This window comes from Thalassotalea sp. PLHSN55, assembly GCF_052030545.1.
GTDB lineage: Bacteria > Pseudomonadota > Gammaproteobacteria > Enterobacterales > Alteromonadaceae > CANMXU01.
Genome location: NZ_JBPDIH010000006.1, coordinates 91,836 through 115,685, shown reverse-complemented (window position 1 = coordinate 115,685; position 23,850 = coordinate 91,836). Strand labels below are relative to the sequence as shown.

The 23,850-nt window shown below is 40.3% G+C and carries 18 protein-coding genes; 8 read left to right on the top strand and 10 right to left on the bottom strand.

All coding sequences use genetic code 11. The features are described 5' to 3' along the window. Nucleotides 1-190 precede the first annotated feature (190 nt). Nucleotides 191-1,639: a hypothetical protein gene (locus ACRRSQ_RS13040; RefSeq protein WP_440876191.1), complete on the bottom strand. Its 1,449-nt coding sequence runs from the start codon at nt 1,637-1,639 to the stop codon at nt 191-193. 449 nt (nt 1,640-2,088) lie between these two features. Between ACRRSQ_RS13040 and ACRRSQ_RS13035 the strand changes: the two genes are divergently transcribed. The 6 genes from ACRRSQ_RS13035 (at nt 2,089) to ACRRSQ_RS13010 (ending at nt 11,599) form a co-directional block, all read left to right on the top strand. Then, nucleotides 2,089-3,468, top strand: coding sequence for a PhoH family protein (locus ACRRSQ_RS13035; protein WP_440876190.1), 1,380 nt, complete (start codon nt 2,089-2,091; stop codon nt 3,466-3,468). Nucleotides 3,469-3,747: 279 nt separating this feature from the next. Next, entirely contained in the window at nt 3,748-6,015 is a 2,268-nt protein-coding gene (gene katG, locus ACRRSQ_RS13030; RefSeq protein WP_440876189.1) for a catalase/peroxidase HPI, read from the top strand. A gap of 270 nt (nt 6,016-6,285) precedes the next feature. Then, nucleotides 6,286-6,828 carry a cytochrome b gene (locus ACRRSQ_RS13025; RefSeq protein ID WP_440876188.1) on the top strand — a complete coding sequence of 181 codons (543 nt, stop codon included), beginning with the start codon at nt 6,286-6,288 and terminating at the stop codon, nt 6,826-6,828. 46 nt (nt 6,829-6,874) lie between these two features. Beyond that, nucleotides 6,875-7,204, top strand: a complete 330-nt coding sequence (locus tag ACRRSQ_RS13020; protein ID WP_440876187.1) for a hypothetical protein — start codon at nt 6,875-6,877, stop codon at nt 7,202-7,204. 111 nt (nt 7,205-7,315) lie between these two features. Continuing rightward, nucleotides 7,316-8,449 carry an efflux RND transporter periplasmic adaptor subunit gene (locus tag ACRRSQ_RS13015; protein ID WP_440876186.1) on the top strand — a complete coding sequence of 378 codons (1,134 nt, stop codon included), beginning with the start codon at nt 7,316-7,318 and terminating at the stop codon, nt 8,447-8,449. A gap of 12 nt (nt 8,450-8,461) precedes the next feature. Beyond that, complete coding sequence (locus tag ACRRSQ_RS13010) at nt 8,462-11,599, top strand: efflux RND transporter permease subunit (RefSeq protein ID WP_440876185.1); 3,138 nt, start codon at nt 8,462-8,464, stop codon at nt 11,597-11,599. Nucleotides 11,600-11,631: 32 nt separating this feature from the next. Here the strand turns inward: ACRRSQ_RS13010 and ACRRSQ_RS13005 are convergent, their stop codons facing one another. Continuing rightward, on the bottom strand, nt 11,632-12,663 hold the full coding sequence (locus tag ACRRSQ_RS13005) for a hypothetical protein (protein ID WP_440876184.1): 1,032 nt from the start codon (nt 12,661-12,663) through the stop codon (nt 11,632-11,634). Nucleotides 12,664-12,826: 163 nt separating this feature from the next. Between ACRRSQ_RS13005 and ACRRSQ_RS13000 the strand changes: the two genes are divergently transcribed. Both ACRRSQ_RS13000 and ACRRSQ_RS12995 read left to right on the top strand, forming a co-directional pair. Beyond that, on the top strand, nt 12,827-14,608 hold the full coding sequence (locus tag ACRRSQ_RS13000) for an acyl-CoA dehydrogenase C-terminal domain-containing protein (RefSeq protein WP_440876183.1): 1,782 nt from the start codon (nt 12,827-12,829) through the stop codon (nt 14,606-14,608). A gap of 502 nt (nt 14,609-15,110) precedes the next feature. Beyond that, entirely contained in the window at nt 15,111-15,866 is a 756-nt protein-coding gene (locus ACRRSQ_RS12995) for a response regulator transcription factor (protein WP_440876182.1), read from the top strand. Nucleotides 15,867-15,875: 9 nt separating this feature from the next. Here ACRRSQ_RS12995 and ACRRSQ_RS12990 read toward each other — a convergent pair whose 3' ends face one another. The 8 genes from ACRRSQ_RS12990 to ccmA form a co-directional block, all read right to left on the bottom strand. Continuing rightward, nucleotides 15,876-16,562 (bottom strand): hypothetical protein, encoded by a 687-nt coding sequence (locus tag ACRRSQ_RS12990; RefSeq protein WP_440876181.1) that lies wholly within the window; start codon nt 16,560-16,562, stop codon nt 15,876-15,878. Nucleotides 16,563-16,810: 248 nt separating this feature from the next. After that, the gene (locus tag ACRRSQ_RS12985; RefSeq protein WP_440876180.1) at nt 16,811-19,147 is read right to left on the bottom strand and encodes a fatty acid cis/trans isomerase; all 2,337 of its coding nucleotides are present in this window, start codon (nt 19,145-19,147) and stop codon (nt 16,811-16,813) included. 128 nt (nt 19,148-19,275) lie between these two features. After that, a complete protein-coding gene (locus ACRRSQ_RS12980; RefSeq protein WP_440876179.1) occupies nt 19,276-20,685 on the bottom strand; it encodes a DUF3943 domain-containing protein in 1,410 nt (469 codons plus the stop codon). A 234-nt stretch (nt 20,686-20,919) separates the two neighbouring features. After that, nucleotides 20,920-21,429 carry a cytochrome c maturation protein CcmE gene (gene ccmE, locus ACRRSQ_RS12975; RefSeq protein WP_440876178.1) on the bottom strand — a complete coding sequence of 170 codons (510 nt, stop codon included), beginning with the start codon at nt 21,427-21,429 and terminating at the stop codon, nt 20,920-20,922. Further along, nucleotides 21,426-21,683 carry a heme exporter protein CcmD gene (ccmD, locus tag ACRRSQ_RS12970; RefSeq protein WP_440876177.1) on the bottom strand — a complete coding sequence of 86 codons (258 nt, stop codon included), beginning with the start codon at nt 21,681-21,683 and terminating at the stop codon, nt 21,426-21,428. The genes ccmE and ccmD overlap by 4 nt, the downstream gene beginning before the upstream one ends. Beyond that, nucleotides 21,683-22,426, bottom strand: a complete 744-nt coding sequence (locus ACRRSQ_RS12965) for a heme ABC transporter permease (protein WP_440876176.1) — start codon at nt 22,424-22,426, stop codon at nt 21,683-21,685. Before ACRRSQ_RS12965 ends, ccmD begins: the two co-directional genes overlap by 1 nt. A gap of 1 nt (nt 22,427) precedes the next feature. Continuing rightward, a complete protein-coding gene (gene ccmB / locus ACRRSQ_RS12960; protein WP_440876175.1) occupies nt 22,428-23,120 on the bottom strand; it encodes a heme exporter protein CcmB in 693 nt (230 codons plus the stop codon). A gap of 12 nt (nt 23,121-23,132) precedes the next feature. Continuing rightward, nucleotides 23,133-23,774: a cytochrome c biogenesis heme-transporting ATPase CcmA gene (gene ccmA, locus ACRRSQ_RS12955; protein WP_440876392.1), complete on the bottom strand. Its 642-nt coding sequence runs from the start codon at nt 23,772-23,774 to the stop codon at nt 23,133-23,135. Nucleotides 23,775-23,850: the final 76 nt, after the last annotated feature.

Below are 23,850 nucleotides of genomic sequence, written 5' to 3'. Positions count from 1 at the left end.
ATGTCGGGAGTTTTGTAGCATTTCTTATCGTTTTGTTTATTACTAATTTTGTTCATCGGCTTATCGATATTTTTTGCTAGTTAAGCTTGTCAAAACGGTCGTAAAATTGCAAAACAGTAAATGCACTCCTTTTAGGTGGTGCATTTACTGGCGCTGCTTAAAACAATAGAGTGAATAATTAAGCTAGTTACTATTCTTGTTGATCGATAAATTGCAACGAGTAACCGGTTGAACTGGCGTCACTTTCTTCAATCATTAAAAACATTTCCTTACTTTGCTCTGATAAAATTAATTCTTGCGAGGCTAAAATAATGTCGCTACTGCCGTCGGTGGCAACCGCATAAACACGGTAGGTATTATTGTATAAAACAATCTCTTTTGGACTCGCATATAAGCTAGCGATGGAATAACTGGTATTGTCGATGGTTTCATTACTGCGGACAAAATAGACCTTCACAATCGAGTAATCTTCAACAAAACTAATTACGCTAACTTGATGATCATAAATACTTTCGCTTGAAGAGTTGTCGGTGACGAGTGAGCGAATATAAATTTCAGTTTCTTCTTCGCCGTCGTCATTCTCCGTGACTTCTTCATCAAGATAAAAGAATACGCTTTTGTCGTCGTTTGGATTAAGCGTTAATAAATGATTGGTAATTAAGCTCTGCTCGGTTATCGGGTTAACAAGATCAATACTGTAGTCGCCAAAAGGCAAGCTAACTGCACCGGTAAAACTGCCAAGAGTGAGGTTAGTATATTGGTAATCTTCACTTAAGCCGGTTAAGTTCAATGTTACATTGTCTTGGTAGTTATCAAGCAGGTCATGATTTCCTATGGCATTGTAAATGCGCACTTGTGCTTGCGAGAACTCATCAGGGTAATTAACCACGCTAGCCGAGTTGCCAATTTTATCTATAGTAAAAGGCGAATCACCCGGGCCTTGGTTTTCTCTAATAACCATCATATGTTGATTGGTATACGAAAAGGTTATTGCTTCAGATTGGTATAGTACTTCTTCATCGCCAGCTGCCGTTATGTAAAACACATAGCTTTCAAGGTCGTAACTGCTTAATGGTGACAGCTCTTCGTCCACTAAGTGGCTGATAAGTTGTGCTTCGTTAAAGCTTTCATCAGACTCTGAAATGTACAGGTCGATACCGCCGTCGTAGTTATGTAAATTTAAAAATTGCACATTAAAAAACCCTTCATCTGAGTCTGGATCGTCAATTGCAATGGCGTAGCTAAGAATGTTTGGCGCGGTTATATCATCATCAACAACAATAAATTCGATGGTATCGGCAGCTAAAGTACTGCTAGTTTGATAAAAAGCGCTGAGGTTGTCATCGTCGTCGAGCCAAGATAATTCAAGATCGTATTGGTCGGCGTCGTTACTGAGGTAACTTGAAGCATCGGCAAAGGCAATGCCTGAATAAGTAGTACTGTCGTCTTCATCGCTACTTTCAGTTACCGTCAAATAAATTTGTGGCGCATTAACCGAGGCATTATAAAGTTGATAATAGCTTTCGGTTGTGTCGCTGTCATCGTCGCTAGAGTCACAGCCGCTAAGTAATAACGTTGAACTTGAAAGTAGTAAGAGTAGTGTTGGCCAGTGGCTATTTGTTTTTTTGCGGTTATACATGGATTTTCCTTTGTTTTTAAAAAACGCCACGGTAAATTTTGCTTGCAACTATGCCTTAGCTTAAAAACGCTAATAAAAAGTTGATAGGAAAAAATCGTGGCCGTTGTTTGCAAAGAAGTAGACTGGGCTAGGCTGAAATGGTTCGTCTGTATAGCTAGGCTTTACTTAAGTTTACTTAGCGTGACCTTTGTTTGCACAATTGGCTGGGAAAAGTCTTAATCTTTAGCTTGTTTGTTAATGGTTAAAAGCGAGGTTAGTTGATTTTGTTTTTAAAAATAAATAGTTATTTTTAATTGCCATAAAAAGCTGCTTGCTAGTGAATAACTTTACTGGCAAAGTGGAGGTGTAATTATCTTTTATCTACACGGTTGCGAGCAACTACACAGATAAATGTTTACGGTTTATCGTTAGTTGCTTCCATGTACATTCAATTGCGCAGGAGTGCTTTTATGACGGATGAAAAAACCACTTATATTTTAGACACCAACATTTTACTCCACGAACCATTCGCCTTTTTATCTTTTCAAGAACATGATGTAGTTGTACCTATGACGGTACTTGAAGAGCTCGACTCGATTAAAGATCGTCGTAAAGACGTTAGCCGAGACGCACGCGTTGCCATTCGCGCTTTAGAAGACACCTTAGTTGATGCCTCGCCTGAGCAAGTGCTTGCTGGCGTAAAACTCCCCGAAAATGATGCTGAACATCCCAGTGGTTGCTTGTCGATTTTTAATGATTACACCTTAGAAGACTTAGCCGGTCAGCTTTCTCAAAATGAAAACGACAACCGCATTATTAACGCCGCTTTGCATATCCAATCAATCAAGTCTGATCAAAAAGTAGTCTTGGTTACCAAAGACATTAATATGCGCTTGAAAGCAAAAGGGGCAGGGCTTGCCCATGTAGAGGATTATCGCACCGATCAACTTATTGATGACATTCAATTTCTAACCAAAGGTTATTACCATTTTGAAGGCGACTTTTGGCAGCAAGTTAAAGCCTGCGACAGCGAAACCGAAGGTAGAAACACCACTCATTATTTAGATAAAAGCTTATTACCTAAAAGCTATGTTAATGAATACTTAATTGATGATACTGAACATTTTGCCGCTAAAGTGACAGGCAACAGTGAAGACAAATTATCGATTTTAGATCTTAGCCGCGAGCGGTTAATGTCTAAAAATGCTTGGGGCGTGCATCCTAAAAATATTTATCAAGGCATGGCGATGGACGCCTTACTTGACCCATCAATTGATCTGGTTATTCTCACCGGACCTGCCGGTTGTGGTAAAACCTTACTTGCCCTAGCTTCTGCCCTTGAACAAGTGATTGAGCGCGGTTTATACGACAAAGTGATAGTCACAAGAAGCACACCTGAAATTGCTGAATCAATCGGCTTTTTGCCGGGCACCGAAGAAGAAAAAATGGCCCCTTGGCTTGCTGCAATTACCGACTCGTTAGAAGTTTTACATAAACAAGACGAGAATATGAATTCAAGCCTAAATTACATTATGGACAAGGCTAATATTCAATTTAAATCGGTTAACTTTATGCGTGGACGCAGTATTCAAAATTCACTGGTATTGCTTGATGAATGCCAAAACTTAACCGCATCGCAATTAAAAACTATTATTACTCGCTGTGGTGAAGGCACGAAGTTAGTGTGTTCAGGAAATTTGGCACAAATTGACTCGAACTACTTAACCGCGGTGACATCAGGGCTTACTTATATCGTTGAGCGTTTCAAAGACTTTCCCGGCAGCGCTACCATTAACCTTAATGGCGTGGTACGCAGTAAACTTGCTTCATTTGCGGAAGAGAATCTGTAATTTTACGCATCATCTATATGCAATCTAACTGTTTAGTACTAGCCTAGCTAAAACGACAAAAAAATAAGCAATTATTAAAGCACTTAACATGCGTTAAGTGCTTTTTTATTCGCTTCTATCGTGTAATAACCAAACAAAATAACAGCTTCAAAAAATTGAACTGCTAACGTTTAAAAAAAATGAATGTTAACTTCGATTTTATTCAATGTTTATCTCAGTGTACGCGCATTAATATTGTTCCATAACCTATGAATAAACATTCAACCGGAGCATTCCATTATGAAAGCAACTCACTTTTTCAAAGTTTCAACTATTGCTAGTGTTATTGCATTTTCTTTATCTAGTTACGCGGCGACTGCCGAACCAACAATGAGCAAGCCTAAAGGCGCTGTTGGCATGGGCAAAGTAGTGCCGAACCAAGCAAAATCAAATTTGTTTTGGTGGCCTGAGCAGCTTGACCTTTCTCATTTGCGTGACCATGACTCTCGTTCTAATCCCCTTGGTGAAGATTTTAATTACAAAGACGCGTTTAAGCAGTTAGATATGCAGGCGCTGAAAAAAGACATTGATAGTGTATTAACTGACTCGCAAGATTGGTGGCCGGCCGATTGGGGTAACTATGGTCCATTATTTATTCGTATGACGTGGCATGCCGCTGGTACTTACAGAACTTTAGATGGGCGAGGCGGTGCAGGTGGCGGTCAGCAACGTTTTGACCCACTCAATAGCTGGCCAGATAATGGTAACTTAGACAAAGCGCGTCGTTTATTATGGCCAATTAAGCAAAAATACGGTGAAGCGATTTCATGGGGCGACTTAATTGTGCTTGCCGGCAATGTCGCGTTAGAAAATATGGGTTTTAAAACTTATGGTTTTGCTGCAGGGCGTAATGACGATTGGGAACCAGATATGGTGTACTGGGGACCAGAAGTTGAAATGCTAGCAAGTGATCGCCGTGGCAGCGACGGTAAATTGAAAAAGCCTTTGGCGGCAGTGCATATGGGATTAATTTACGTTAATCCAGAAGGGCCAGGCGGTGTGCCAGATCCTTTAGCTTCCGCTAAAAATGTTAGAGAAGCCTTTGCACGTATGGCAATGAACGACGAAGAAACCTTAGCCTTAATTGCTGGTGGACATACTTTTGGTAAAATGCACGGCGCGCACAAAGCTAGCCAGTGTGTGGGTGTAGAGCCAGGTGCTGCGCCGACTGAAGAACAAGGTTTTGGTTGGAAAAATAAATGCGGTAAAGGTCATTCAGAAGATACCGTAACTAGCGGCTTAGAAGGTGCGTGGACACAAGCGCCAACGCAGTGGACATCATTATACTTGTCAAATTTATTACAGTTTGACTGGAAACAAGCGAAAAGCCCAGCAGGCGCAATTATTTGGGTGCCAACTGATGAGTCACTTCACAAAGTTGTGCCAGATGCGCATGTTGAAGGTAAGTTCAATCCTCCTGTTATGAATACGGCTGATTTGGCGCTTAAATATGACCCTGCGTATCGAAAAATTGCTGAACGTTTTTTAGCAGATCCTGAAGAGTATCGTTTAGCTTTTGCCAAAGCTTGGTTTAAGTTAACGCACCGAGATATGGGACCACGTGATAACTATTTAGGGGATGAGTTTCCTAAACAAGCACATATTTGGCAAGATCCGATCACGAAACCTGATTATACCTTGGTCGATAAAAAAGATATTGTCGAGTTAAAAACTAAGATTTTAGCTTCAGGCTTAACGGTATCAGAATTAGTGAAAGTTGCTTGGGGCTCAGCGTCTTCGTATCGAGACTCAGATATGCGCGGTGGTGCAAATGGTGCGCGTATTGCACTTGCTCCTCAAAAAGATTGGTTGGTAAATAACCCTGAAGAAACAAGTAAGGTTATTGCGACACTTAAAGGAATTCAGCAAGACTTTAATGATAGCTTTTTTAGTCGTACCAAAATTTCATTGGCCGATACTATTGTGTTAGCTGGCGCTACCGCTATAGAACAAGCTGCAAAAGCGGCAGGTGTCGACGTTGAAGTGCCGTTTATTCCGGGTCGAGGTGATGCCACGCAACAGCAAACGGATGTGAATTCATTTTCACTATTAAAGCCACATGCAGACGCCTTTAGAAACTATTACGAAAAAGGTTACTACAAGTCGCCAACCGATGCTTTGGTTGATAAAGCTGACCAACTTGCATTAACGGTTCCAGAGATGACGGTGTTATTAGGCGGTATGCGTGTATTAAATACCAATACCGATAATAGTTTACATGGTGTGTTAACCGACCAGCCTGGTGTATTAACTAATGATTTTTTTGTTAATTTATTAAGCATGGACACCAAATGGCAGCAAGCAGGCGATATTTACCAAGGCATAGATCGTAAAACCGGTGCAGTAAAATATAGCGCAACCCCTGTTGATTTGATCTTTGGTTCATCGTCAGAGCTGCGCGCAGTAGCAGAAGCTTATGCTTACGATAATGCGCAAACACGTTTTGTGAACGATTTTGTCAACGCTTGGACCAAGGTAATGCAAGCTGACCGCTTTGACTTGAAATAACAGAGTAACTTGATTAGAAAAATGCCAGCGCAAGTTGGCATTTTTTTTCGATTTTAATTGTCTCCCCGCCCTCACAAACCATCAACAGTTTTGTTAATAAATATAGCCATTTAGCAGGTGTGACACTTTAATAACTAAAATCCTTTTGAGTTCTGTAAAGGCTTTGTTGCATAGTGTCGATTACTGATTTTTCATGGCATATTTCTATTTTTCAATGGTGATATACAATGTTGCCGTGCAGATGTAACTATTATTTTTTTGAGAGTATTTATGACCCAATCCGTAAACAAATTATCAAGTAAAACCCGTTTTTTTCATGTTGTTGTTGCCTTTTCAATGATCGCGGTGATCGCACTAGGTATTTATATGGAAGAATTTGAAGCATGGGCCTTGTACGATTTACATAAATCTATTGGCGCACTCGTTTTAGTGGTTGCCTTAGTTAGAGTGTTTGTTCGTTTATCTGAAGGTTGGCCAGAGCCTGCTGCCGTTGCGTCAAAAGCGCAAGCATGTGTTGCCCGTTTAATTCATTGGTTACTTATCCTTGCTACATTAGTCTTTCCACTGTCAGGGGCGATGATGTCAGGTGCTGGCGGCCACGGTATTTTTATTTTTGGTCTTGAAATTATGGCAGAAAATATCGACCCGGTTAGTGGTAAGTCTGTACCAGTAAATGAATTTATTGCGGGGTTAGGTTCACAAGTACATAGCGCAATTGTTTGGGTAGTTATTGGCGCTATTTTGTTACATATTGCTGGCGCATTAAAACATCATTTTATTGATAAAGATGATACGATTAAACGCATGTTTTAACGAGTAGTATGGCTGCGCCTAGTTAATGTTAATAAAACGAATTGTTATGTGTTTGTTTACGCTATTGTTTGTTGGTCAAACAATAGCGGCGACTTTTGATGAACATCGTGTTCATCAAGAGCTAGAAACGCATGCCAGTTTGGCAAATGACCATCAACATCAACAGCAAAGCGCTCAAATAAAAAAGCAGCACGATACTAGTCAAGAATCCTTTAATTGTCATGAGTGTGGTCATTGCCATACGCCAACTAATGTCTTTACGTTAGCATCAGCTAGTCATGTTAATTTAACAAAAAATTCGACCGATAGCCGTTTAAGCCCATTATTTTTAGCGTCGGTCTATTTGTCTCCAGATCACCGCCCTCCAATTACTTAATTTTTAGCATCAATAAACCCTTACAACCTTAGCCGATATTTGCGGTGCTTTTATGTGCCTGCAAGCGTTGCTGGTTGTATTTTCCTATTGTTAAAAAATTAAGAGAATAAAATGAAATTTACATCAATAACGCCATATTTTTCGGCGTGTTTTATCGTTGTTAATGTTTGCTTATCTTTGCCAGTATTAGCATTAGAACATGGCACCGATAATCATAATGACGGGCATGGCTCTGAAAACATTATTACACTGAATCAGCAAAGCCAAACTATTGCCAAAATAGCGACGGCTCCGTTAGTTGCGCGCAGTTATAGCAAAACGCTATATGCGCCCGGCGAAATTAAAGCTAACGGTTACACTAGCTACCTTGTTTCAGCGCGCACCGAGTCTGTAGTAATTAAACGACATGCAATTTTGGGGCAAACCATTAAAAAAGGCCAAGCTTTAGTCACCTTATTTAGCGAGTCAGTTGCTAAAGCACAAGCGAATTATCGCGTCGCTTATACTGAGTGGCAACGCAATAAACAGTTAACCACAGCAGCGATTAGCGAAAGTGTTTTGTTAAAATCACATACCGCCTTTATTGAAGCCTATAGCCAATTAAAAGCCCTTGGGTTAACAGAGCAAGCTATTACTGATGTTGTTAATAATAACTCGGCTGTTTTAGGCGAATATACGCTTACGGCACAACGCTCAGGCTCGGTTTTAAGCGATAATTTTGCCCAAGGACAAAAAGTGTTTGCCGGTGATGAAATTATGTTGCTCGCCGATGAATCAAACCTTTGGGTGGAAGCTAAAATCTCGCCTACAGAGCTTGCGCATTTACCCCATGGCACCAAAGCGAGCATTGTCTTAAACGAGCAAACCTTTAACGCACAAGTTATTCAAGAAGCGCATACTATTGACCCAATTACACGCACTCGCATTATTCGTTTGCAAGTGAACAATCAACAAGATCGCTTACATCCGGGTATGTTTGTCGACGTTAATTTTGCTGCTGACGTTCAACACTCTGTGCTTGCTGTTAGCGATGATGCGTTAATGAGAAGCCCCGATGGCGATTGGCTGGTGTTTGAGCAAATCTCACCTGTTGAATTTAAAGCGACCGAAGTTGAACTTGGCCAGTCTTTTGGCCAATTCAAAGAAATTATTGGTGTTGACGCTAATACTAGGTTGGTTACCGAAGGCGCATTTTTTGTCGCTTCTGAGCTGGCGAAAACTGGCTTTGATCCACATAACCATTAGTGGAGTTTCGTGATGTTTAAAAAAATAATTAACTGGTCGGTGGATAATCGACTTTTAGTACTTATCGCACTTGTAGCGACCCTAGCCAGTGCGTTTTTTGTTATTCCTAAACTTAATTTAGATGCTTTTCCTGATGTTACTAACGTACAGGTCGCGATAAATACCCAAGCACCCGGCTTGGCTGCAGAGGAAGTTGAACAGCTGATCACTTATCCAATAGAAGCGGTTATGTATGCCTTGCCCGATGTTGAACAAGTACGTTCTATTTCAAAAACAGGCTTGTCTGGTGTAACGGTTGTTTTTGACGAAAGTGTTGATATTTATTTTGCGCGGCAATTGGTATTTGAACGTTTACAGCAAGCGAAAGAGCTGATCCCCAGTGGTATTGGTTCTCCTGAAATGGGGCCCAATACCTCAGGGCTTGGGCAAGTTTTTCAATACTTAATTACCGCTGATAAAGACTCAGGTTACGACGCAATGGCGCTGAGAAGTTTAAATGATTGGTTAGTGAAATTGATGATCATGCCAGTTGACGGCGTCACCGATGTTTTATCATTTGGTGGTCAAGTATTGCAATATCAAGTCAATATTAACCCGAGTCAGTTACTGGCCTACCAACTTAGCCAAGACGATGTTGTTGAAGCACTGGAAAACAACAATCGCAATGTTGGTGGTTGGTATATGAATCGCGCTCATGAGCAACTTGTGGTGCGCGGCACTGGTTGGTTTTCAGGTGGGCAAGCAGGCATTAGCGATATTAAACAAGTGCCGGTTAAAACCGATGAAGGCACGGTGATCACCATTGCCGATATTGCCGAAGTCACCTTAGGCAGTGAGATACGCCAAGGGGCTGTCAGTATGACCATCCGAAATGCACAAGATCAGACTGAGGCATTAGGTGAGGTGGTATCGGGCATTGTATTAAAACGCATTGGCGCAAATACTAAAGCGACCATTGATGGTATTAATGCAAGAGTGGCATTAATTAATCAAGCGTTACCTGAAGGAGTGCATTTTCAACCGATTTATGACCAATCAAGTTTAATCATCAAAGCCCTAGATACGGTGATTACGTCGTTAGCCTTGGCGTTTATTTTTATTGTCATTGTGTTGGCATTATTTTTAATGAATTTAAGTGCGACCTTTTTAGTGCTGATTTCAATTCCGATCTCAATTGCTGTCACTTTAATGCTGATGGCTTGGTTTGAATTGTCAGCCAATTTAATGTCGCTGGGCGGTTTAGCTGTTGCCATTGGCATGTTAGTAGATGGCTCGGTTGTGGTAGTGGAAAACATTTTTAAACGTCTACAAAAAGCAGAGATAAACAATATTGACTTACCACAGTTAGTTAAAGCTGCCGTAAGTGAAGTTGCTCGGCCGGTATTTTTTGCCACAGTCATTATTTTAGTGGTATTTATGCCATTATTTAGTTTTGAAGGGGTCGAAGCTAAATTATTTCAACCTATGGCAATAAGCATTATTTTAGCGGTGATCTGTGCGATAGTGGTGGCGTTAATTATTGTGCCTGCTTTGGCAACTTTCCTGTTTAGAAAAGGGGTCGTTAAGCAACAAATATCGATTATTACTCCTGTTGAAAAAGGTTACCGACAGCTATTGTTAATCGCAACAAGTTATAAGAAAACGGTAGTGGTTTGTAGCGCGATATTACTGGTATTAGCGATAAGTTTGCTCCCTAAAATAGGCACTGAATTTGTGCCAGAGTTAGAAGAAGGCACGCTTAATTTAAGGGTTACACTGGCGCCATCAACAAGTTTAGATACTAGTTTACTGGTCGCGCCAATCTTAGAGCAAAAGCTTTTGGCGTTTCCTGAGGTTGAGTATGCTCTTAGTCGAATTGGACGACCTGAACTAGGCGGCGACCCTGAGCCCGTTAATAATATTGAGATTTATATTGGCCTTAAACCGACAAGCGAATGGCAAAGTGCAAAAAATCGGGGGCAATTGCAACAGCTGATGGAAGCTGAACTTGCGGTTTTTCCGGGCTTGTTATTTAATTTTTCACAGCCGATTGCAACCAGAGTTGACGAGTTATTGTCGGGGGTAAAAGCGCAGCTGGCAATTAAATTATTTGGCCCAGATTTAGCGGTATTAGCGACTAAAGGTGAAGAAATTGCTGCGGTTATTAAACAAGTGAGTGGCACGCAAGGTGTCGCGATGGAGCAAATTGCGGGTGAAGCGCAACTGGTTGTTAAACCCAAACGGCAACAACTTTCTCGCTTTGGTTTATCGGTTGGCGATATCATGTCTTTAGTGCAAGACGGTATAGGCGGTGTTAGTGCCGGACAAATCATCAGCGGCAATGAACGTTACGATATTTATGTACGTTTAGCAGAATCTAGTCGTAACTCTATTGACGCGATTTCAGCATTAAGAATTCAGTCACCGACAGGTGCTTGGGTAAAATTGACTGATGTTGCAACGGTTAGTTTTGAAGCTGGCCCGCCACAAGTGCGTCGTGACGATGTGCAGCGCCGAGTTGTTATCCAAGCTAACGTTCAAGGGCGAGATATGGGCAATGTTGTTGCTGACATACGTAGCCGTATTGCCGATGAAGTTGAGTTGCCAGCAACTTACAGTGTGTCAATCGGCGGCCAGTTTGAAAGTCAGCAGCGGGCACAAACACGTCTTAGCATCGTTATTCCTCTGTCGCTTACCTTAATTGCGTTACTGCTCTATTTGGCCTTCGGCTCAATTAATCAAGCCTTACTGATAATGGTGAATGTGCCACTTGCCATTATTGGCGGAATTTTTTCACTTTATCTTTATGATCAGTATCTGTCGGTGCCAAGCTCGGTTGGCTTTATTACCTTATTTGGTGTTGCTGTCTTAAATGGTGTGGTGATGGTTGACAGTATTAACCAGCGCATTAAGCAAGGTTTAGCAACGCAACAGGCAGTGTTTGACGGTGCAGTTTCACGTTTAAGGCCGGTATTGATGACGGCAATTACCTCTGCTTTAGGGTTAATTCCAATGTTAATGTCATCTGGCGTAGGGGCAGAAATTCAGCGTCCTCTAGCAACTGTGATTGTTGGTGGTTTGTTTACGGCAACATTATTAACCTTAGTTGTATTGCCAGTGTTGTATCCAGTTTTTTCACGACAAAAAATTACTACCTTAAGAGATGGATAAATCGATAAAATTAAAAGCTGTGTAACAGTCAATTAAGGCTGTTGCATGCTTTCTTTTTGTTGCCTTGTGCCTTCAACTTGCTCTGTAGTTTCGCTATTTAGTGGTGTTTGTGGGGCAAGCGCGTGGTAGTTTTCAACACTGTAATGACCATTCAATATCGCCAACTCTGATGTTGGCGCTAAATTCCCTAAAGTTAATAACTGCGGACCTGTCGGCTCTGCAAGCACATAAATTTCACCTTGATGGTTAATAAAAATATCATCACCTTCAGGTTTTACATTAACACCGATAAGGGCATGTTGATCTAAAAAGATCATCACCATTTTGACTCGTGGCATTAAGCTTCTAAGCAGCGCTGCGGTTAAGGTGACTTTACTGTCGCAGTCGCCTTGATTTTCATAAAGTAGTTTTAATGGCGGGTTAAAACCTGCACCCGAAGAAGAAAGCCTAGACTCCAACGTGGCATAGGGAATGTTTTGCACAAAACCTAAGGTGTAATTGGTGGCATTGCGAATATTTTTAATCGAAAATTTTGACAACAGTATCGGTTTGAGTGGCTTTAAATCAACGACTGAATTATTAGCAATGCGCACATGATCAGGTTTGATCCCTTGGCTTTGATCGTAAAGTTCAAATGTGTGATAAAAGCTTTCTTTGAGATGCTCTGTCGTGACTTGGTCTTTTAATTGGGTTAATTGTTGCTGCGCACTTTCAATTGCTTCGGGGGTGTCTCCCACGATATGAATGATGGTTTGGCCGTCTTGATTTTCAAACCTTAACTGTGCGTTTTCAAGTGGCTTTTTCGCTACTGCTTTTTTAATGCCGTACAAAATATGCTGTTGGGCAATATCAGCTTTGTAACTGCGAAAGTTTCGAAACTTACCGAATAAGGCTTTTTTATTAATGGTAAATTCGAGCTGTTGCAATTGCTTGTTGTGATCTAACCATTGGTAAGCAAAAAGATAATTGTCTGCATCTTTGGTTCGGCTAAAACTCATTTGCTTTGCATAAGCCGTTGTTGGCAATAACAAAGCCGTTATCAATAGCAATGCAAGCAGTTTCATCTAAGCTCGTAAGTTTTATTATCCATAGTATTAATCTTAACCTATTATTTTTTAAGCGACGGAATATTTTTTGATTCTGCTTTACATTTTTTAATATTTCTGTATATTCAAACGCATGTTTGAATTGATTGTTTTAATCTAGTTTTGCTTCCAGGAGAGAGTTGTGGCTGAATATCAAGTTCCTTTGAAAGATATGAGTTTTTTGTTGTATGACGTATTTAAGTCTGAAGAGTTATGGCAGTCATTACCTATTTTAGCTGAACGTGTTGACCGTGATACCGCCGACGCTATTTTGCAAGAATGTGCAAAAATTGCAGAACAAGAAGTTGCCCCTATCGCACGACAAGGTGACGAAATTGGTGTTAGTTTTGACAATGGAAAAGTTACCACAGCACCTGGTTATAAAGACGCATTTAACACTTATGCACAAGGCGGTTGGACGGCGTTAGGTGGTGATCCTGAATACGGCGGCATGGGCATGCCTAAAATGATCACTGCGCTGCACGAAGAAATGTTATGTTCAGCCGATATTTCATTTTCTTTGTACCCAGGTTTAACGGCAGGCGCTGGTTTATCGCTTGCTAAACATGGTAGTGCAGAACTTAAAGAAAAATACTTAACCCGTATGTACGCAGGTGACTGGGCCGCTAGCATGTGTTTAACAGAAGCACATGCCGGTACCGATCTTGGTATGATCCGCACAAAAGCCATTCCTCAAGAAGACGGCAGCTATTTAGTTACCGGTAACAAAATTTTCATCACCGGTGGCGAGCATGACCTTACCGAAAATATTATTCATTTAGTCTTGGCGAAATTGCCAGACGCGCCAGCAGGTCCTCGCGGTATTTCACTATTTCTAGTCCCTAAAATAAATGTTAATGAAGATGGCTCATTAGGTGACAGCAACAACGTAAGTTGTGGCTCAATTGAACACAAAATGGGTATTCATGCGTCTTCAACGTGTGTAATGAACTTTGATGACTCAAAAGGCTATTTAGTTGGCGAGTTAAATAAAGGTTTAGCGTGTATGTTCACCATGATGAACTTTGAACGCATCGGTGTTGGCATTCAAGGTTTAGGTGCGGCAGTTCGTTCCTATCAAAATGCACTTGAGTACGCTAAAGAACGCATTCAAGGTCGTTCTTTAACTGGCGCGAAAAGCCCAGATAAAGCAGCTGATTCAATTATGGTGCACGGTGATGTGCGTCGTATGTTATTAAACATGAAAGCGATGAACGAAGGTAGCCGAGCGTTGTCAACTTACATTGCGATGCAGCTAGATTTAGCCACTTATGGCGAAGGCGAAGCTAAACAAAAAGGTGAGGCATTAGTTGCGCTTATGACGCCAATTGCCAAAGCCTTCTTTACTGACTTAGGTTTTGAAAGCACAGTTGCTGGCCAACAAGTTTTTGGTGGTCATGGTTTCATTCGTGAATGGGGTCAAGAGCAATTAGTGCGTGATACGCGTATTTCACAAATATATGAAGGTACCAACGGTGTGCAAGCAATGGACTTATTAGCGCGTAAAGTTGCTGGTAGTAAAGGTGAGCTACTTAAGGTGTTTATTGAAGAAGTACAAGCCTATATTGCACAAACCAATGCCGATAATATGCGTGAGTTTATTGGACCATTAGCGGATGCAATTAGTGACTTAGCGCAGATAAGTGAAGAAGCATTAACTGCCGCGCAAAGCAATGCTAATGAATTAGGAAGTGCTGCAAACGACTATCTTCATACTTTCGGTTATACCGCCATGGCTTACATGTGGGCAAAAATGGCAGAACAATCGTTTGCCAAACAAGACAGTGGTGATGACTTCTACTTAAGTAAAATTAAAACAGCTCGTTATTATTTTGCTAAATTATTACCGCGTCGTCATAGTTTAATTGCGTCGATAAGAGCAGGTAGCGATACTTTATTTGATATTGAAGACGAGCTCTTTTAAAACAAACTCTAAGCTCTATTTATTATCCCCTACAAAGCCTGTCATTATTGATAGGCTTTTTTATGCAACCATCTTTTTATTATTGTTTCTTTGTACTATTAACTTTTGCTACTTACTAGTTTGTTACACTCCGAAAAAGCATGGCGCTGTCGTCGCATAAATGTGTTGATAAAATGCGCATTCCTTATTTACAACTTCACATTCAGTAAAAAGAACTGGTTAAATTTAGGCAAAATAAAAGCTTAGGCTTTTACAAAGTGATATTACATTTTTATAGCCTTAATTGAGCCAATCTTAGTGATGCTAGTTGTAAGACCATGAAAAATGGTAAGTAAGAATATTTAATTTTTGTGCATTGGTACAATAATAATTAATGCTAGCCATTTAACATGGTTGTGATAACAAATCCATTCCCAAGGTTACACTTTAGTTACAGTGGCGTGCGCTTTCTTCCTTTAAACTACTGGCGTTGTATATATTTAGCGAGAATGCGGAGAAAAACATGTTGTCACTTCCTGAGCAAAGTGAATCGCCAGTAAACGTAAATGTTGAAGCACCAAATAATGCCTATTCTATTTTATTAATAGAAAGCGATCGCATGGTCTCGGCATTGTTAAAGTCTTCGCTTGAACGTGTTGGTTATACTGTCAATCAGGTCTTTTGTGGTGAAAGTGCTCATAATGCCGTGATGAACTTTAAGCCTGAGATCATTATTTTAGATATAAGTTTACCGGGTGTTGACGGTTTTTCCCTTTGCCAAACAATTCGTGAAGCATTTAAAGGCCCACTATTAATTGTTACCTCAAGAAATAGTGAAAGTGACCAAATTACGGCTTTAGGTTTAGGTGCCGATGATTATTTGATCAAGCCTGTTTCGATCAACATTTTAAAAGCGCGTATCGAGGCATTAACTCGTCGTGTTAGTCAGCTAACTGAAGAGCAATCGCCAGAGAAAATTGAAGTCGGAGACATTGCCTTATTTCCGCAATCACAACAATGTAAAGTGAAAGGTCAAAGCATTCGTTTAAGTGGCTTTGAGTTTCAATTGCTATTATTGTTGTTAAGTAATGAAGGTAAAGTATTAACCCGTGATCAAATTTACAACTTATTATTAGGTCGTGAATACAATGGCTTAGAGCGAACTATCGATGTACGCATTTCAACGTTGCGCGATAAGTTGGCCAAAAAAGGTATGAAGAAAACTAAAATTGAAACGGTTTGGGGTAAAGGTTATATCCTCAATGGTTCAGCGACCTAAACCGTCGATTTAAAACGAATAAGTGGTGCCAATTAGCGCAGAATGATTGGCTTCACTTTCGTTCACTATCCCTAACTCTTCCGGACTATTTTGCGAGCTAGTAAGCGCACCAACAATAGCCCATTGTGGCGTTAACGAGTAAAAACCGATAAAACCTACCGTGGTATTGGTTGAACTGTCTAACAGCTCTTTTTGTCCGGCAATATTATTTGGCACGTAACTTAAGCTTGTTTGCTTAACGTCTATTGTTTCTATTTTAGCTAACACCGCAATATTTAACTTTTCTTTTTGCACCACTGAATAACTGCCTTGTAGAAAGTACTGTTTGTTGTCTGTTAATGGCTGTAATGGTGACGAAGGCAATTTATTGATTATGCCTGTTTCAGCGCTAAAGCGACCGATTTGGTATGTTGTACTGCCGCCAATGATGTTATTTTCAATTGAATTGTTGTCGTTGAAATCGTCAAAGGTAAGTTTATTGTCTCTAAATTCACTGGCGCTAATTGAGCCAAATTTTGTTGTTGACAGTTGAGATGCTTCTGATGAGTTAACGGCATTATTCTGTTTGTAAATATTAAGATCGTTATTCACTATAGTGCTTAAAGCAGTAGGGCTTTCAGTTGAAAGTGACACGTCGTTATACGCATATGCTTGAACAGACAAGCAACTACAAAGCAGTAAAGCAAGACGAGTCATAACATTTCCTTTAGCGAATAGAGAGTATTATTAAGTGCCTTATATTTTATTTTTTAGTTACCTCGGCACTATTTTAACTATAGTGTGAAATCGCTATTTTTCATCAGAAAAAAGGAATTATTTTTCCCATTATTTTCGCACCTAAATAATAGTGATAAAAATAAGTTGCTTAGCGAAAAACCTATTTCTACAAATAGGTTTTTATTTTAGGTGATACTTTTAAATAGTGTGCTTTTGCTTCTTTTTGGTTATTTGTTCTCAAGGCGATTAAAGTCTAATAAGCCGTAATCTAATGGCTGATGCTTTTGATACCAAGTGTGTAATTGATCAGCATACTGCCAAAAATTATTATCGGTGCGGCGAATGGCAAAATTATCTTTTAGTCGTTGATAGTCGCTGTTATTGGTCATGTTATGTAATGAATCGACAAATTGTGCTAACTGCTGGTCGCTGACATCAAAAAAAGCATTCGGATAAGTACCAACAATGCCTTTAGCTACTGTTAACGTATCGCGCTCTGGCACGCGACGTTTATCTTCCAAAAATAAGTGAGCAACGTTACTGTGACTACTGTTCTTTATTAGTGTGTAATAGCTGGAATTATTGTTGCCGTGAACGCGTAAAATACTGGTTTGTGGCAACAAGGTTAACGTTTTTCCTTTCATTTTGGCGAGTTTTGCTAACAGCGGCTGAGTCTTAATATCGTCAGTAATACTTACCTTATCGGTTATTGATTGGCTAACATGTTGGCTGAGCAATGTTTGTAACTCAATTTTAGTATTAGCAGTTTGATAGTTAATATTGGACTGAGGAATTTCAGCTGACTCGTTGCCATAGCTATAGCCTGAAATTGCGTTATTGGTGTTTTGATACCAGCTTTCGAAAGTGGGTTTTCTGTCTTTTTTAGGCAGTAAGGCTATAAAATTACTTTCACCTTCAAGTCGTAAAAAATCCATATATAAGCGTGTTTTTAATTGGTGGCTAACATCGCCATAAACATCAAAACCCGCTACTAATAAATAATGAATACGCTCCATTAAAGGATAATCGATTACCCATGTGGTTTTAGGGTTATCACCAATAGGACCTTTTAATACAGAAGCACTGTCGAAGTGTCTAAAAATGGTTAATGCAGCATTAGGGTTACCATTGCCTTGCCAAATAAGATCTAAGTCTAAATCATTTTTCGGCGTATCTTCTAATGAAAGAATATAGGCTTGTCTGTCGTTTAAGTAGGCTTGTTGGCGTTTCGCATAGTCATGCCAATTTAAAATACTTAATAAGCCGTCACTCGTTGCTGCGGGTAAGGTTAAATGGTCGGTTTGTGTCGCTAGAAATTGGTCAATATGGTACAGCTCGATGTTTTCAGGATCCGTAAAGAAAACCCAAAAATGATCATTGATGACATTCAAGGCAATTTGTCCGCGACAAACAGGGCCTTTAATAAAGTTCATAATAGTGAATTGCGCTTCATCTAATAAAAACTGATAACGTGATTTAACCGGCAAGTCTTTAAAGGTTTTAAATGGGTTTGATGCAGACTCTATTTCGTAACTTGGTAGTTGGGTTACTTGATAGTTAGGCATCATAAATAATTCTTGGTAACGGGTTAGTTTGTCGTTATCAAAGCGATATGGCATATGGCGCTTGGCAATCACCGTATTAGTATTGAGTGTTAAGCGATAATATACACGGTCGACATTTGGCTCATCATAGGGGCGTCTCGATATTATTGGCTCAATTGGTTGGCCTACAGGTGTGCGTGAGCGAACGAGTGTGAAATAACGATGAGCATTTTCATCAAAATACAGGTTGGCTAAATATAGGTGCTCATATAAATAACGCGCAACCAATTGATTTTTCAGATTGTCGTTGTTTAAAAAGGCTTCCCAGCGGTCAACCATTAACTGCTCGTCTACAGTTAACTGATTGTCTATGTAGTTATAAGCGCCTTGTGCAAGCCAATCGGTTAATAAGTTATGTTCGCTGTCGTCAAGTCCTGGTAGGCCATAAGGCATGCCGGCTAACGGTGTTTTTTGCTGATATCGCTGAAACTCTTCAATGGTCGGGCACTGTTGTCGTCGATCTAAACCTAAATCAAAGCTTTCATCTAACAAAGGTGTATCAGGTAATGGGTGTGCTTTTTTTAGTGCTAACATTTGATAGAAAACACTGGCTTCCAAATTAGCTGCTTTTGTTTGGCTACGTTCATTTAATACCGGGAAAAAACCTTCCGCGCGCCAATAGTCAATATTACTGTTGTTTTCGATAAAACCGGTTGGTTTGATGGTAGATAGCCTCGAGCCGTCGTATACTTTGACTTTACTAGCGCCACGCTCTAAGCCAAGTGGAGTTTCAAGCTTTAACTGACAAGGTGCGTCGAAGCAGCCATGACAAACCACGCAGCGATTATCAATAATAGGTTTAATAACTTCGCTAAAGTGTTGTTTTTGACTTTGAGTTATTTGATTGATTTGGCGATTATTATGATCAGAATGACCAAAGCGTTTATCAAATTCATAGATGCCAATTGTGGCACAGCCAGAAACGAATAAGGTAAACAAAAGCAAGTGCAGTTTGCGCATAATATTGGCTATCCTAGCTGCTTATTAAGCATGACATGAGCGGGTTGTTTTATGGCTATTATAAAGTGGTTAGGGCAAAGCTCAATGTTCTGTTTAACAATTGAGCTTGGAATTAGTTATGGGCGTGGTTATTCACCGCTAGCAAAACGATAAACCAGTGAAGAAGTAATTGCGGTATCTGAGGTTTTATCTGCGCCACTGTAAAATTGTTTAGCGTCAACTTGCAGGGCAAGTTTTCGATTAATTTGGTAATGTAAACCTAAGCCTAAATGGGTTTGAAAGGTTTTCTTTTCACGATCTTCGTCACGCATCATTTCACCAAAGCCACCAATAATGTATGGACGAAGCTTGCTGTCGGTATTGAAATAGTATTGCGCGTTAACGTTGTAGTTTTCGTAATTTACTTTCTCTTGTGCTACTTTGCCAGCAAAGACGCCTTTATCGTAACTTAAGCGCGCTGAAAATGATTTTGAAAAATATAAACCTAATGAAATGGCGCTAAAGTTATCATCAGATACTGCCCACGCATCGTCTAGGTTTACACGCCCATAACCGACAGATACGCCAATAATGCTAGTATCTACTGGGTCGCTTGTATATTTAGCGTTAGCATCAAATGAATGCTTTTTTTGAATTTTCTTACCGCTACCAAATTGATAAGTTACCCCAAGTTGCATCAAGGTTTCAGAATCACCATTAACGCCAATAGGGACTTCCCTTGCGTTTAAGTAGCCAGTACCTGCGATAAAAACTTCATGGCCAAACATGTTATTAACACCGGTACTAATTGAATCGATTGGGTCGAGCACTGCCAGTGAAATATCACCTAAGGTTTCTGAGCCTAATACCGTACCGCCATCTCGGCGAATACTTTGCTCGGTTTGATAAGCCCATTCACCGTATGCCCAGCCGATAACGGGGGTAACGACTAAATCTTGAATGGATGGGACTTCTGCAAACGCTTCAATGCCGTATTCCCAATAGAAAGTCGACATCATTACGGAATACATAAACGCATCCCACTGACGGTAACCTGACTTACGAGCAACTTGATAATAAACACCGCCAAAATAACCATGACCAACAAGGTTGATGCCTAAACCATCTCTGTCCCAAACAGGACCTTCTTTAACGTTCTCGCCCCATTTACCGAATATTTCACCGCGCTCCCAGTTTGAAACATCTTCTGGTAGTAAGGCGATAATACCAATGACACCAAAACCGTAAGTGAATACCGCTTTGCTTTGTGACCATAATCGGTCTTTATCTTCACCGTTTTTAGGGTTGAAAATTGAAACTTGATAGGGCGACTGATAAAAATCGTCAGCCACATCTTTGCTTTCCCAAGCACTATTGGTTGCTATTGTGCGGTAAATGGGTTCGAGATCAGTTTCGCTAATACACTCTTTTTCAGTGCATTTTTCTGTTGCGAAGGCATTTGGCTGTACGAAAGATATTAAGAAAATGAAGAATATTTGGGAAATAGAGGATTTGGTCAAGGTTGAAACTCTAGCGAAAAATTGCTGATATGCGCCCACGTTGAATTCCTTTTTAACGATGTAATGTAAATACATAATTTGACGTTTTTATATGCGTGTCTTCTATAAATAAAAGAGCTTATATGGCCGCAAGGTATTAAAAGACGCGTATATTGGCATAAAAGCCATAAAAATCACAGAAGAATTTCGTAGTAAACTTGTCGCGAAATATTGCACACAAAAAAAGCAATCCTTAGATTGCCTTTTTCATTGTTTGTGTAAAGGTGTTTTGACCTAATTATTGCCAAGTTGCTCTTTCGAATAATTAAGTTTTTGATGCTTTTCGCCAGCACTGTCTGCCAATTCTTTTGGTACATAATTTTCATCATGTTTAGCGAGTACTTCAGAGGCTTCAATAATGCTGCCTTCAGTTAACACACCATTGGCAACTATGCCTTGGGCTTCACGAAATAGATCAGGCAAAATGCCGTCATACTTTACGGTTACCATAGGATCGCTATCTTTAAACTCAATTGGCATATTCATGTCGGTTAGTTTGAAGCTTACTTTTAGGCTCTGCTCGTCACGTACTACGCTGCCTGGCACCACAAGGCCGCCGATACGTAAGCGTTGACCATCAATAGGTTTGATGCCCGTGTCTTCTTTACCTTGATAGATTTCTGATGGCTTGTAGAACAAATCAATATTTTGGCTTAGTGCATATAACACTAGGCCGGCAACGCCACCAACACCAATAAGAATGGCACCTACTATGGTGAGGCGCTTTTTACGTCTAGGATTCATGATAATACCTCTTTAGCATCATTGTCTGATTTTGATTCAGATGTCGATTTTTGAATATTTTGTTGTGCCGCTGCTTGGCGTAATTTTTGTTCGCGCTTTTGTTTTTGAGCTATTTGCTTTTTAACCGCTGAGTTTTTCATAATGCTGCTAATTAACAACAATACCAACAAAAGTGCGCTAACTCCGTAAGATAACCAGACATAAAAGCCGTAGCCGCCCATGTCTAAAAAAGCTGAGAAACTGTCAAATTGCATTATTTTGTCTCCGCTAGTACTAAAGTTTTCACCCAAGGGCGCATGCTATTTCTGGCCAATATTTCAGTACGAAAACGAATGCAGATAATCACCGCCACTAAAAAAGCGAAACCAAAAAAGGTAAATAAAAACGGCCATAACATATCGAGCGACATCGATGGTTTGCCAAGCTTGCTTACGGTAGAGCCTTGGTGAAGCGTATTCCACCACTCTACTGAATATTTGATAATGGGTAAGTTAATCACCCCAACTAAGGTTAAAATGCCAGCGGCTTTACCGGCGAGGTTTTTATCTTCAAATGCGTTGTGCAGGGCGATAACACCTAAATATAAAAATAATAAAATTAGCTCGGACGTTAAGCGCGCATCCCACACCCACCATGTTCCCCACATAGGCTTACCCCAAGCAGCACCGGTAAATAGCGCAATTGCCGTAAAAGCGGCACCCACTGGCGCCATGGCAGCGGCAGACGCGTCTGCGAGTTTTAATTGCCAAACCAAACTTGAAAATGCGGCAATTGCCATGCCTAAATAAATACCCATTGAAAGGGAGGCAGCAGGCACATGAACATAAAAAATTCTAAAGCTATCGCCTTGTTGATAGTCAGCAGGAGCAAACGCTAATGCCCAAATTAACCCTGTGGTTAAGAGTCCAATGCTGATGTATTTGAACCAAGGGATAAGTTTGCCGGTGAAGTGATATGTGACTTCAGGATTGGCGTAAGGGTGTAACCATTTCCACATGTTAGTTTGTACTCACTTTTAATGCTGCGCTAACAGCAAATGGGGCTAAAGTTAAAGAACCAAAAAATAGTGCGGCAATTATAGCAAGTTGTCCACTATAGGGTAAGTTCATCGCTGCAGTATCAATTGCGCTAGTGGCAAATATTAATACCGGAATATACAAAGGTAAAACTAATAAGCTAAGCAGTACGCCGCCTTTTTTAATGCCAACGGTTAAGGCAACTCCTATAGCGCCTAACAAGCTTAAAATCGGTGTACCAAGCGCTAACGTTAGCATTAGTGCGCCATAACTGTGTTCATTAAGATGCAATAAAACGGCAAGCAATGGCGCAATAAATATCAGCGGTAAGCCTGTTACCAACCAATGGGCAATAATTTTAGCCAATACCAAAATAAAAATAGGGTGCGGGCTAAGTAGCATTTGTTCTAGTGAACCATCACTGTGATCTGATTTAAATAAACGATCAAGCGAGAGTAGAGTCGATAACAAGGCGGCAACCCAAATAATGCCCGGGGCGATACGTGATAAAGTGCCAGATTCAGGGCCAATGCCTAAAGGAAAAAGGGTGACGACAATCACGAAAAACAATAAAGGATTAATTATGTCGTCGCTATGACGAAAGGCGATTTTTAAATCACGCTTAATGATTAACCCAAATGCGGCACGATATGACAAAGTATTTTGCGATTCCATGGTCATATTGTCCTAATAAAAGCGGTAAGTTAAGGTGATTTTTTTGACCCGTTCAGGATCAAGCGACAAATCTTGGTGAGTGGTTAGAATAACGCAACCACCTTGTTCTGCGTGTTGTAAAAAAAGTTGTTCAAGCTTTTTAACACCAAGTTTATCGATGGCGGTAAATGGTTCATCTAAAATCCAAATAGGGGCTTTGCTTTGCCATAGCCTAGCCAGTGAAATTCGGCGGTGCTGACCTGCACTTAAATGCGACGCCAATGCATCTTCAAAACCTAATAAGTTAACTTCTGAAAGCGTTTGCTCGGCGGTGGATTGGTCTAATCCGTGTAAGGCTAAATTAAATTCGAGGTTTTCTTGGGCACTCATTTCACCTTTTACACCGGGTAAATGCCCAAGATAAAGCAAGTTTTGGTGAAATAATTCGCGGTTGTCGCTAATGCACTGTTCATTAAAAAGTACGTTGCCTTCAAATGGCATAGACAAACCGGCAAGAATTCTTAATAAGCTGGTCTTTCCCGCACCGTTGGGACCTTCAATTTGGACAATATCGCCTGCATGAATAGCTATGTCTAGCTCTTCAAATAGAATGCGATCTTCTCTAATACAAGTTAGCTGTTTCGCGCTAATGAGTGGTGATAACGTGCTTGGCAATGGATTCAACTTTTTCTTTACTATATTACTCGCCGGAATAATAATTGATTTTTATCACATTTGATTTGATTTAGAT

Coding starts and splice junctions, on each gene's coding strand:
- ACRRSQ_RS12990 (WP_440876181.1), bottom strand. CDS start 16,562: ATGACTCGTCTTGCTTTACTGCTTTGTAGTTGCTTGTCTGTTCAAGCA.
- ACRRSQ_RS13020 (WP_440876187.1), top strand. CDS start 6,875: ATGTGTTTGTTTACGCTATTGTTTGTTGGTCAAACAATAGCGGCGACT.
- ccmE (WP_440876178.1), bottom strand. CDS start 21,429: ATGAATCCTAGACGTAAAAAGCGCCTCACCATAGTAGGTGCCATTCTT.
- ACRRSQ_RS12985 (WP_440876180.1), bottom strand. CDS start 19,147: ATGCGCAAACTGCACTTGCTTTTGTTTACCTTATTCGTTTCTGGCTGT.
- ACRRSQ_RS12995 (WP_440876182.1), top strand. CDS start 15,111: ATGTTGTCACTTCCTGAGCAAAGTGAATCGCCAGTAAACGTAAATGTT.
- ccmB (WP_440876175.1), bottom strand. CDS start 23,120: ATGGAATCGCAAAATACTTTGTCATATCGTGCCGCATTTGGGTTAATC.
- ACRRSQ_RS13025 (WP_440876188.1), top strand. CDS start 6,286: ATGACCCAATCCGTAAACAAATTATCAAGTAAAACCCGTTTTTTTCAT.
- ACRRSQ_RS13015 (WP_440876186.1), top strand. CDS start 7,316: ATGAAATTTACATCAATAACGCCATATTTTTCGGCGTGTTTTATCGTT.
- ACRRSQ_RS13040 (WP_440876191.1), bottom strand. CDS start 1,639: ATGTATAACCGCAAAAAAACAAATAGCCACTGGCCAACACTACTCTTA.
- ACRRSQ_RS13005 (WP_440876184.1), bottom strand. CDS start 12,663: ATGAAACTGCTTGCATTGCTATTGATAACGGCTTTGTTATTGCCAACA.
- katG (WP_440876189.1), top strand. CDS start 3,748: ATGAAAGCAACTCACTTTTTCAAAGTTTCAACTATTGCTAGTGTTATT.
- ccmD (WP_440876177.1), bottom strand. CDS start 21,683: ATGCAATTTGACAGTTTCTCAGCTTTTTTAGACATGGGCGGCTACGGC.
- ACRRSQ_RS13010 (WP_440876185.1), top strand. CDS start 8,462: ATGTTTAAAAAAATAATTAACTGGTCGGTGGATAATCGACTTTTAGTA.
- ACRRSQ_RS12965 (WP_440876176.1), bottom strand. CDS start 22,426: ATGTGGAAATGGTTACACCCTTACGCCAATCCTGAAGTCACATATCAC.
- ACRRSQ_RS13035 (WP_440876190.1), top strand. CDS start 2,089: ATGACGGATGAAAAAACCACTTATATTTTAGACACCAACATTTTACTC.